Annotated in this window: 6 protein-coding genes; 3 read left to right on the top strand and 3 right to left on the bottom strand. The window is 42.8% G+C overall.

All coding sequences use genetic code 11. The features are described from left to right. Positions 1 to 25 precede the first annotated feature (25 nt). From DP117_RS06790 to glsA, 3 genes are all read right to left on the bottom strand, one after another. Positions 26 to 3,244 carry a tetratricopeptide repeat protein gene (locus DP117_RS06790; RefSeq protein ID WP_169217562.1) on the bottom strand — a complete coding sequence of 1,073 codons (3,219 nt, stop codon included), beginning with the start codon at positions 3,242 to 3,244 and terminating at the stop codon, positions 26 to 28. Positions 3,245 to 3,248: 4 nt separating this feature from the next. After that, entirely contained in the window at positions 3,249 to 4,409 is a 1,161-nt protein-coding gene (locus tag DP117_RS06795; RefSeq protein WP_339381039.1) for an ATP-binding protein, read from the bottom strand. Between the two features lie 144 nt (positions 4,410 to 4,553). Further along, on the bottom strand, positions 4,554 to 5,513 hold the full coding sequence (glsA, locus tag DP117_RS06800; protein ID WP_169217563.1) for a glutaminase A: 960 nt from the start codon (positions 5,511 to 5,513) through the stop codon (positions 4,554 to 4,556). A gap of 888 nt (positions 5,514 to 6,401) precedes the next feature. On the opposite strand from glsA, the gene DP117_RS06805 reads away from it, so the two are divergent. The 3 genes from DP117_RS06805 (at position 6,402) to DP117_RS36030 (ending at position 11,475) form a co-directional block, all read left to right on the top strand. Beyond that, positions 6,402 to 7,511 (top strand): septal ring lytic transglycosylase RlpA family protein, encoded by a 1,110-nt coding sequence (locus DP117_RS06805; RefSeq protein ID WP_169217564.1) that lies wholly within the window; start codon positions 6,402 to 6,404, stop codon positions 7,509 to 7,511. A gap of 474 nt (positions 7,512 to 7,985) precedes the next feature. Continuing rightward, positions 7,986 to 9,587, top strand: coding sequence for a bifunctional pantoate--beta-alanine ligase/(d)CMP kinase (locus tag DP117_RS06810; protein WP_169217565.1), 1,602 nt, complete (start codon positions 7,986 to 7,988; stop codon positions 9,585 to 9,587). Between the two features lie 1,018 nt (positions 9,588 to 10,605). Beyond that, complete coding sequence (locus DP117_RS36030) at positions 10,606 to 11,475, top strand: DUF5895 domain-containing protein (RefSeq protein ID WP_248277561.1); 870 nt, start codon at positions 10,606 to 10,608, stop codon at positions 11,473 to 11,475. The last annotated feature ends 224 nt before the right edge of the window (positions 11,476 to 11,699 follow it).

The raw sequence follows: 11,699 nt of genomic DNA on the forward strand, positions 1-11,699 counted from the left end.
TCACTAATCATTTAGGATTGCTATTTTACCTTGCTTCGCTAATACTCAGCACATCTTGTAATAACTTGCGTTCTTCGATGGGCAGTTCTAGCAAAACACGTCTATCGCCTTTTGTCTCCCGATAGCGGACAGCAGCATTGAGAAGCCGGAGGGGAATTTGGAATTCAGGACGACTTCCTACTACTTCTTGCCAAACTTCCAGCCATGTTTGGGCTGCTTTGTTGCTTACGATTTCTGACATCAATGCATTGATGGTTTTTTCTCGGACAAGTCCTTGTGCTAATGGTGCGGTGATTTGATGTTTGTTGTAAAGTTCAATCAAGGTTGTGATGCGGGTTTTCCATAACGCTGTGTCGTTTGTGCTGTTGAAAAGATTTCGTAAAATTAACTCGATGTCTTCCGCAAACACATCATCTGTAGACTCTATACGCTCAAGTGCATTGTCTAACGCTGTGATGCCTTCCTCCCAACGATTTAGCCCTAGAATTGCGATCGCTCGATTGAAGAAAACATAGGAAGATTGTTCGCCGAGTGCGATCGCGCGATCGCAGGATGCCAAAGCTTCTTCGTAACGTTGAAGTTCGTTTAGCGCCCAACCTCGGTTTGTCCAAACCCAAGCAAAATTGAGGTTAAGCCCAATCACTTTGTCATAGGATGCTAAGGCTTCCTGGTAGCGTTGAAGTTTATGCAGCAACCAGCCTCGCTGTACCCAAGCCCAAGCATAATTGGGGTCAAGCGAAATCGCTTTGTCGTAGGATACCAAAGCTTCCTCGTAGCGTTGCAGCTTGTCCAGCACATCACCTCGCTTTACCCAAGCCCAAGCATAATTGGGGTTAAGCGAAATCGCTTTGTCGTAGGATACCAAAGCTTCCTCGTAGCGTTGGAGGTTTTCTAACACATCACCTCGGCTAGCCCAAGCCCAATCATAATTGGGGTTAAGCGAGATCACTTCGTCAAAGGATACTAAAGCTTCCTCGTAGCGTTTGAGATAACCCAGCAAATCGCTTCGATTAGCCCAAGCCCAAGCATAATTGGGGTTAAGCTCAATTGCTTTGTCGTAGGATACTAAAGCTTCCTCGTAGCGTTGGAGTTTGTCGAGCACGTCGCCTCGGTTCGCCCAAGCCCAAGCATAATTGGGGTTAAGCTCAATTGCTTTGTCGTAGGATACCAAAGCTTCCTCGTAGCGTTGGAGGTTGTCTAACACGTCGGCTCGCTTAGCCCAAGCCCAAGCATAATTGAGGTTAAGCTCAATTGCTTTGTCGTAGGATACCAATGCTTCTTCGTAGCGTTGCAATTTTTTCAGCGGCCAACCTCGGTTAGCCCAAGCCCATTGATAATTGGAGTCAAGCTCAATTGCTTTGTCGTAGGATACCAAAGCTTCTTCGTAGCGTTGGAGTTTGTCGAGCACGTTGCCTTGCAAACACCAAATGCTAGCATCATCAAAACCAAGCGAAATCACTTTTTTGTAGGACACCAAGGCTTCCTTGTAGCGTTTAAGGGACCAAAGTACCGCTCCTCGTACTAACCAAACCCAGGCATAATTAGGGTCAAGCAAAATCGCTTTGTCGTAGGATAGCAAAGCTTCCTCGTAGCGTTGAAGGTTGTCTAGCACATCACCTCGGTTCGCCCAAGCCCAATCATAATTAGGGTCAAGCGAAATCGCTTTGTCAAAGGATGCTAAAGCTTCCTCATAGCGTTCAAGGTTATTTAAGCAACGTCCTTGTGCTGACCAATCTTGTGCATGACTGCGAATTTCCACCAATTTCTCTGCATATCGCAAAGCATTAGCATAGTCTTTCTTTTTACAGCAATTCTCATATTCCTGCCAGTACGCTGCTACCCGAGGATCTTCATCATCATCTTCCATTGCTTCAAGTGCATAAAGCACATATTCTCGTTCCACTACAGCATCAGGTGGAAGCGGTTCTAGACGTTGCTGATACTTGAAATGATTTCGTTCGTAAGGAAAATCATCAATTCGCGCTTCATTGAACTGTTGTCCTAAATCATCAAACCACCCATTTTTCCTGATTTCATCAATATCGTGTCCCAACCGCTGCTGCAACTCTGTGCGCGTGTACCAAATTCGCAAAAAGTCAATAAATAATCGTATCGGTTCATCTCGCTGCTTCTTCACCTCCAAACAAAACCGCATCAGTGGTTCGTGCAGTTCATAAAACGACTCACGCCCAATGAATTCAGAATTAACGTAGCCCTTCTCGCGCAAATCTTTAAGTTGACTTGATGCTGTCTGATGAGTAATAAAACAGCGTTGGGCAATCTCCTTCACAGTAACAGCACGGCGACGGTCTGCGAGAAATTCAATAATTTTTCTTTGCTGCTGCGAAAGCCAAGACATCCGCGCTTGATAGTAAGGTGTCAAATCATCCAGCATCCGCATGAACGGTTCTACCAGTTCATCTAGCAACTTACGCGTGAGGAACTGAGAGAAAATCACGTAGACGCGGGGGTTTCCACCAGAGAGGTGATGGATGGCGCGGATGCGATCGCGTCCCGTTGGTGTTTTAATAAAATCTTCTAGTTCCTTATCCCCTTCTAATTCAGCAATATGCCTCAACAAATCCACAGCTTCATCTAGCGTCAACTCCTCTAAATGATGAGCATAAAAGAAGTTATAAAAAGGGTCATCTTTACGGATGATTCCATCAAACAAACTTTGTGCTGTTGCCAAAATTGTTAAAAATGAATAATTCTGTATATAAGCCCGCAGTTGCTTTTGCCCAATATCACCTAAGCCGTTAAACACATCATCTAGATTTTCCATCAACAGCAGTAGAGTGCGTTTCCCAACAAATTCTCTGAGCAATGCTGCGGCTTGATGTTCAGCTTCTTGTGGCGATAACTGATATAGTGCTTCAACTTCTTGATTTAATTTCGCATCATATTCTGCTGGATATTCTTTTTGAAGCGCTCGAAATATCCGCAACAGCAAATCTAAAAACGATGTAACGCCCCACTCTTCCTCTCTCAACCATGCGATAACTAACTTATCTTGTAAGTCTTTCATTTTAGAGACGCGGTGATACATCAGTGTTATCATGTGCGTCTTTCCGATACCTCGCATCCCCAGCAACAGGCGAAAATGTTTATTTGCTGTTAGTACACTTTCACGAATCAATTCAACTAAATAATCTGCCAACTGATGACGCTGGACAAAAATTGCTTCCAAAGTTTCTGGAGTCATCAGACTAGGAGTAAAGCGAGAGAGGAAGGTGCTTTTCATGTTCTCAACCTCTCAATAATTTCCAGTAACGTTTAATCAGCGAATAGCGAAAGCAATATCCTTCACTTTGTCGAATAATATAGTAATCACGTTCTAAAAGTCTTAATACAGTGCGTGCCATTTCTTTGTTTTGTGTTTCTGGCTCTTGTTTGAGATTGTGAAACAACTCATCAAATAACAAAGGCTCGTTTGAAACTGCCAAAACATCAAGTAAATTTAGAGCATAAGGACGTTGCTCGTCATTATAGTAATTATCAATCCGCTCTCGATAATGATCCATCTTCCAAGGATTGAGTGGATCTAATAAACAATCTTCGATAGTTTTAGTGATAATTGCTGCATCCACCTTTTTGCCCCGCATTTTTAGTTTAATAATCAGGTGGTGAATGTAGAAGGGAATGCCATCCATTGCTTGAGCTATTGCAGCAGCACTTACCCATGAATCAGTCGTAGAAATATTTTCTCCTAAAAGTAACCTATGGGTCAAATCATTAGCATCAACATAAGACAGTGGCGGTATATCTGCTGCATACATATCATTTGTCGGCTCGTTTGTGTATCCTTCTTTTTTCAAAGAAGCAATTACATGATGCAAGCCAATAGAACCCGTAAACACCATCCTGACATCGGGGTACATTTGACGGATAGAACGCAATGTATCCAAAATCTCCATTGCCGCTTGATTGCCAACATTACCCAGCATATATGGAACTTCATCCCAAAGCAGAATGACTTTGCGCTCTTGATTTTCAACCAAATCGGCTATGGTTTCTGTCAGCAGTCTTTTCCAGTGGGGAGCAGCAAATTCAGGTAACTTGAAACCGCTGAATTCAGCACCACTAATTTGTGTCAATAGCTGGCGCGTTCGCCTTGCTGTTCGCCGTAAGCCACTTGAGTATTCTTCTACATCTTGCAAAACAGTCTCCACAAATTCTAAGGGCGAGCGTACTTTCTCCAAGTCATGGTAAACAGGTAACTTGTCCTTTGGCGCTTCTGCTTGCATCTTCTTAATCATGCAAGTTTTGCCCATTCGCCGTTCTGCATTCAGCATCAAGCTTTGTCTGTCCAAAATTTCCCAAAACTCCGAAATCAGCTGATCTCGTCCAATAACCTCATCTGGCGAAATTTGACCTCCAGGGTTAGCCCTCAATTTTTGCGGTACCACTATAATCTATACCTCCATAATATACGTTTCGTTAAACGTACGTCAAAAATAACGTATGTTTAACGAAACGTTTTTGGAGCACTGGTGATCAAACTAGTAAAGCTTTGTTGATATCAACGACATTTGATTTGGTGTGGGAGGATGTCACTTGCGCCAACACTCGAACAAGTGTAAACCAAACTGCTGTGAAAGTTCCTCACAAACCTTAACCCCTCGAACACTATTACCGCGTGAATCTAATGGTGGTGAAAACACTCCAATTCCCATGACATCTGGAACAATAGCAATAATTCCGCCAGAAATTCCACTTTTTGCTGGAATACCAACCTTATAAGCCCATTCACCAGCAAAATTATACATTCCGCAGGTGTACATAACACTGAGAATGTCTTTAACGTAACGGCTATCCACAGCTTGTTTTCCGGTCATGGGATTGATACCCTTGTTAGCTAAAGTAGCCGCCATGACTGCTAAATCATGACAATTCACCATCACAGAACACTGTTGGAAGTAAAGATCTAATGCTTGTTCAATATTTTGGTCAATCATGCCAAAATTGAGCATTAAGTGAGCCATTGCACGGTTACGATGTCCTGTGATACGCTCTGAAGTAAATACTGAAATATCAACAAACACATTGTGACTTGTGTATTTCTCGAACATATCCAGCATCCGGTTAAGACGTTCAGTAGCATCTGACCCTTTAATCAAGCTGGTAGTTGCTATAGCCCCCGCGTTGACCATTGGATTGTAAGGTCGCTTTGATTTCTCATCAAGGATAATTGCGTTAAATGCGTCTCCTGTCGGTTCTACACCAACTCTAGTCAAAAGATAATCTCGTCCATGATCCTCAAGCGCCAGTCCATGAACGAATACTTTAGAAATCGATTGAATCGTAAATAGTTGGTTGTAGTCCCCAACTTCATAAACATCGCCGTTGACAGTAGCGATACAAATGCTAAATAAGTCTGGATTGACTTTTGCAAGTTCCGGAATGTAGTTTGCTACGGTTCCATCCCCTCGTGATTCATACTTTGAATGCAAGTCCTCAAGAAAAGATTGCAATGAGGATGCGATTGTTTGTAAATCTTCTTGCTTTACCATAAAGCTGACAGCTGGGTACAAAACATTACATTTTTCTTTCTACTTTGGACGATATTTTTTTTGACTGGATTTTATATATTCGATTTGTACATATGAATCTAGTTAATTCTCTCATTAGTAATTTTGCTTTGCTAGTCAAAATTGTTATTAACCAAACATTAACTTTACTGTTTTGTCCACGTAATTTAAATTTGTAATTTATTTTACTTGCATTCCTAGTAAACCCTAGAGTCCATGTGTATTAGGAATTACCTAAACTGTCCAGCTGCTTCTAAAAAGTGATATTTCTTAAAGTGAACTTAAACACTCTTATTATATTTCTTGGTTAAACTGTGCTACTGCTTGCAAAACAACCCAGAAACAAGACTTAAAAGCTCGTACTTTGCAAATCACATTTCTTATGTAGTGATTTCAATCACTACATATGTCTATTTTGTATATAAACTGATTCTTATGGTAAAACTACTGTAAATAAAAATTAAAGTATGGTATTACCAAATATTTGGACAAGCGAATACCATCAATTCTTTTGATAAGCAAGCGTATACGCTACCCTGATTAATTTAATTACCAAATATTATTAGGTTTTTCTAATCGAATTTCTAATATAAGAAAAAAGTGTTACACAGCCAAAATGCTCTTTTGAGTAAGGTTTTGAGCTAGCGAGGCGAGTTTGAATTTGATAAATTTACTGAGAATTGTGCCCAAACCCTGATTTCCAAGCATAGGAGTTCGTGATAGTCTGTTGCAGTTAGAAAATGCAGTTGTTAAAAGCAAAAAGTGAAAGCAGAACGAGTTTGAGTGTTTAGGGATATCTCACTCTAAGTGGTCCAAGCATCCCGCAAATTATGAAACTTTTGTTCTTCAGTCGCTTTAATTATCAGACGCATGAATCAAAAACATTTGTTGACTGTTGTCGCTGTGTTTACTGCTGTTTTTGGGATACAGTCAGTAGGTCGTGCTCAAACGACCAAGGAAATGTCTCCCGCTTTGCCACTCGCTTCTAGTGATGTGGTCAAAGTAGGAGAATATAAATCCCAAGCAGAAAACCTCACTTCAAAGGCTGTGATGACTGAAATTCACACTCATGAAGTGGCAGGACGTCAGGCGGCAACACTCTATATTCGCAACATCCCCGTTCTTACCTTTTTGGGTCAAAATGTTGGTAACAAGCCAGCAGCAAGTGCTCAAATAAAAGTCGGTGCATTTAGTGATGAAGATAGCACAGAAGATGCAAGTAGCCCAACAAAGGTAGCATCTATTGGGGCAAGTATTGGGGCAAGCATAGATGTCAAAAATCAAGCTAATTATACCAAAAATGACCCAGTTCAGAGGGCTTCAAGAGTAGCCGCGAAGATAAACCAGCTCATCTGGGACAAAGTAGACGCCAATAAAATTACTGTAAGTTGGAAAGCAGGAGGCGAGTCTACAGCAAATCAAGCCCAGAAAAATGACCAAGCTGGTCAGCAATTGCAACAAGGTCGCTACATCATCAAGGCAAATGGTAACGAAATTGTAGAAATTGATGATGATACAAGGTTAGCACAGACAACCAAAGATCGAGCCAAAGATGCTCTGCAAGCAACAAATCGCCTGCGCAGACTAGTAGGTAACGCATCTCCCTTGAATGAAATTGCTGATTTACCCACGCGATCGCCAGTATCGATATCAAAGTTACCACAGATCATTGCTAGACGAGTACGAGGCGGTTCTGGGGGTATGGCTTCTTATTATGGCTATGATGGCTCTGGCAACCGTACTGCCACAGGCGAGAGATTTAATCCAGAAGGGATGACTGCTGCCCATCGCAGCTTACCCTTTGGAACACGAGTTCGTGTGACTAACACCCGTAATGGTCGTTCTGTAGTGGTGCGAATTAATGACCGAGGACCATTCATTCGTGGTCGAATTATTGACCTTTCTGTAGCTGCAGCGCGGATTTTAGGAATGATGGGTAGCGGCGTTGCACCTGTGCGGATAGAAGTCATAGGAAGGTAAGAGTAAGGGATGAAGAAGATGAGGAAGAAACGAGGGAAGCAATGAGGGAATGAGGGAAACTTCTCCCCAATACTCGCGCTTCCCCGATAGGCAACAGCCGTGCCGCAGGCATAGGGGGCGCTCTTGCAACGCTCTCTACCCCACTGCCCCTAATCCCCACTCGCTGCGCTGCCTACGGCACGCTACGCTAACAAATTCACGCATCGCGTAGCGTTGCGAGTGAAGCGAAGCAATCTCAAAATTCGCTCATTAATAATTCTTTTTTTGAATTTTGAATTTTGAGAGAAGTTGGAGCGGAGGTTTCCTCCGTAGACGCTTTGCGGCTTGCCGCAGGCATCCAATCTTCGGTGATTTTGAATTCCTCCGCAGGAGGTCTCCCCATCTCCCCTCATCTCATACCCCTAATTGCTGGTTTCCTCCTCAGTTTCAGATATAAACTACTGGGGAGAGATAGACAACACTAGGGGTATTTTTGTGCGCCTGTTAACAACAGTCGCAGCTTTACGCTGCTATTTAGCTAAACATCGTTTTGAAAACCACCTTGCGGAGCAAGCACAGCTAGTGCCATTTGAGGTGACTGCTCGCTCAAAGACGGTAGTGGGTTTGGTTCCCACGATGGGAGCGTTGCATGAAGGTCATTTAAGCTTAATTCAACGGGCGCGGCAAGAAAATGCCATAGTGATTGTTAGTATCTTCGTGAATCCGCTGCAATTTGGTCCAAACGAAGATTACCAAAGCTACCCTCGCACTTCAGACCAAGACCAATTATTTTGCAAACAAGCAGGCGTAGACGTAATTTTTGCTCCGACTCCGGAAGAGATGGGAGTTGTCCAGAAGAGTGGACAAGAATCAAAAATTACACAAGTTATCCCACCATCTGCTATGATATCAGGCTTGTGTGGTCGTACTCGGCTGGGTCACTTTCAAGGTGTAGCCACGATTGTCACCAAGCTTTTCAACTTGGTACAGCCTGACCGTTCCTATTTCGGTCAAAAAGACGGTCAGCAACTTGCTCTTATTAGACGGCTAGTCGCTGATCTGAATTTCCCAATAGAAATTGTTGCTTGTCCTACAGTGCGGGAAGCATCGGGTTTGGCGATGAGCTCTCGCAACCAATATTTGACCGCAACACAAAAGCAGCAAGCAGCTGTGTTGTATCGTGGTTTGCAAAAGGCTCAAGCAGCGTTTCGCGCAGGAGTTCGTGATCCAAAAGCGCTCATAGCAGTCGTGCAGCAAGAAATGGCAATGTTCAGTTGTGTATCTGTGGAATATATCGAATTGGTTGAACCCAATACGTTGATGCTTATAGAAGAAAAAGTTGAGGAGGAAGGAATGCTCGCGGTCGCCGCTCGCCTTGGTTCTACACGTTTGATTGATAATATCATCCTGCGCGATCGCCAACCCATCATCGCCATAGATGGACCCGCCGGAGCCGGAAAATCCACTGTTGCTCGTCAAGTCGCAGCAAAGCTGGGCTTAGTCTATTTAGATACGGGAGCAATGTACCGTGCTATGACCTGGCTGGTGCTGCAAAAGGGAATTGCTTTAGATGATGAGTGTGCGATCGCAGAATTAGCTAACCACTGTGTGATTGAACTAGCCCCCGGTAAAGATTTACAAACACCAGTGCAGGTTTTGATTAACGATATTGATGTGACTCAAGCAATTCGCACTCACGAGATCACATCTAAAGTATCGGCGATCGCCGCTGTGAGTACTGTCCGTCAAGCACTCGTCAAACAACAGCAAAATTGGGGAAAAAAAGGTGGTTTAGTTGCAGAAGGAAGGGACATTGGTACCCAAGTTTTCCCAGACGCAGAAGTGAAAATCTTTCTAACTGCTTCTGTCAGCGAGCGTGCTCGTAGACGTCAGCAAGACTTTAAAAAACAAGGTCAACCAGAGGTTAGTATAGAGCAGCTCGAAAAGGACATCGCCGAACGCGACCGCAAAGACAGCACTCGCAAAGTTTCCCCTCTGCAAAAAGCAGCAGATGCTATTGAAATTAGCACCGATGGCATGAGTATTTCTGAAGTCATAGAACAAATTGTTGACTATTACCAGCAGCGATTATCTTAATAGTATTGCCATTTGCTGCTAGTTTTTAGCCATATGGCACAAATACTCTATGAGTTTTGATTTGTGAAAATTATAAAAGCCCGGTTTTCCACAAAAATCGGGTTTTTTGAAATTTTCATATCGTTTCCGGTTGAATCTGAATCATGAAAAAAAACGCACGAGGCAAGAGAGAACGCACCAGGGAGAGGAAGGAAAAATAACTATCACAAAACGTAATCTTCAATTATAGTCTGAAATTATCTTTAATGGCAAGATACTTAGCTCTGACGGATATAGGAATACATAAAGCTAGGAGCAAAACGACTTGCGCTTCCCTTGTTTTTTCATTTTGAACTTTGTGCCTACTCTTTTGAGGAACTGCGAAGTACGCGCGTAGCGTATCCACAGGACATTTTAAATTTTGAATTGCTTACTGGTGAGTTTTCTGCTTTCATTGCTGTAAACTTGATGTGCAAAATATTCTTGTTGCGCCTAAGACGGTCAACACCCCTGCCTGAAGGCTAGGGGCTTCTAGCCTCAAGCTTTAGGATTAGTTGACCAGACTCAGTACCTTGCGTACTACGTTATTGGTAAGCGTTCAAGTTCCTACCAACGAATGCGTTAGCGCAGCGTGCCGTTAGGCATAGCTAGTTTGTTGCTCTAGAAATTGGGGATTAAACAGGTTTATAGGGTTAAGCCAGTGTTCTCGATATAGTACCGACCAATAACATTGTCGTTAGCGAAGCGGAACCTCTTAGGTTCAGCTAACTTTACTCCTGCAAAGGAAGGCTCTATGGCTAACGCCACGGCTAACGCCGAACGGAGCAAAATCATTATGCGTACAGAGTGAACGATTTGAAATGGTAATTGTCCCATTGAAAGTGCATTACAAAAGTACACCGAATTTAGTAACTCCAAGGCGGTAATGAACTTTAAAGATATGTGACGGTTGATAAATCAACCGTAGAGAGCGAAGCGAGTACCGTGTTTCCTTCGTGACTTAAAAGTACACGGTTTCCACACTCCCAAAGGCTTTTAGATGAAACCATCTGCAAAATTCGACTTTGAAGATGAGAAGTACAATGCACCCGCTTCTCAAGTCATCCCTTGGTGTCAGATGATTAATCCTCGCTATGGTACCAACGGTTTACAGCCTCACGGTTTGGCAATTAAGCTAGATAACGCTAACGCTGTGGGTTTTCAACCTGATAACAATTGGCATGAAGTGGAGCATGAATTTAGCTCTGGAATTGAAACAGTGTATATCACAACTACTCCTCGCCTAGTCGTAGTACGTCGGGGACCATTATCTGTTAAAGACCGAGAAACTGGTGTGAAATTAGGTACACTCAAAGACAATTACGATGCTTTTTTAGCAGACAAACTTAAATTTAAAACATTTACTCGTTATTTAATTTATTTGGTAGGAGAAGAGAAAAAGTTTTTACATGAATCACCGTTACAGTTAACTCTCAATGGAGCAGCAGGAGCAAGTTTTAGTAAAGCTTACTGTGAGTATCAACAAGGTAAAGTCACGAGTGGGTTTCTTGCTGAACTAGAAAAGGCTTATTCTGGATATCGCAAGCAACCTTTGACACCAAAAGGTCCACTTTTCCACGCTCATGGAATTTTTTGCCCTATTATCAACTGTGAAGAAAGAGGAATTGAACCTAACACAGTTTTGGTAGCTTCAACTGTGGACTATAAACATCCTACAATTGCTACCTTAATAGAGTACCTGATTGCTTCCGACTCCCAAGAATCTGAAATTATCTGTAAGACATTTGAAGAGTACAAGGACTTTGGAAAGGAAACTATGAAAGCCGAAACACCTCGGATGGAGACGGCTGGAGTTTCCAGTTCTTACGTTTATCCAGATGATGATGATTATGCTTATCCACCGTATTAGTAAAAACAGGGAAAGTACGAACTGTGGTAAATTTTGATGCAACAAATTGAAATTTACCTGGTCGTGGAAGTCCCCACCTTCAATCAGTGGAGGCGAAGTCCAAGCTAAGGCATTTGGCCTTGAAACTGGAAGCCCAACCTTCAGCCCGTCGGCAAGGTTGGGTAGTTCACTATGGTCGTCGTCACCTCACGGAAGTCATGATAGTGAGAGATACATAAAAATTT

Source organism: Brasilonema sp. UFV-L1 (assembly GCF_012912105.1).
Classification (GTDB): Bacteria; Cyanobacteriota; Cyanobacteriia; order Cyanobacteriales; family Nostocaceae; genus Brasilonema.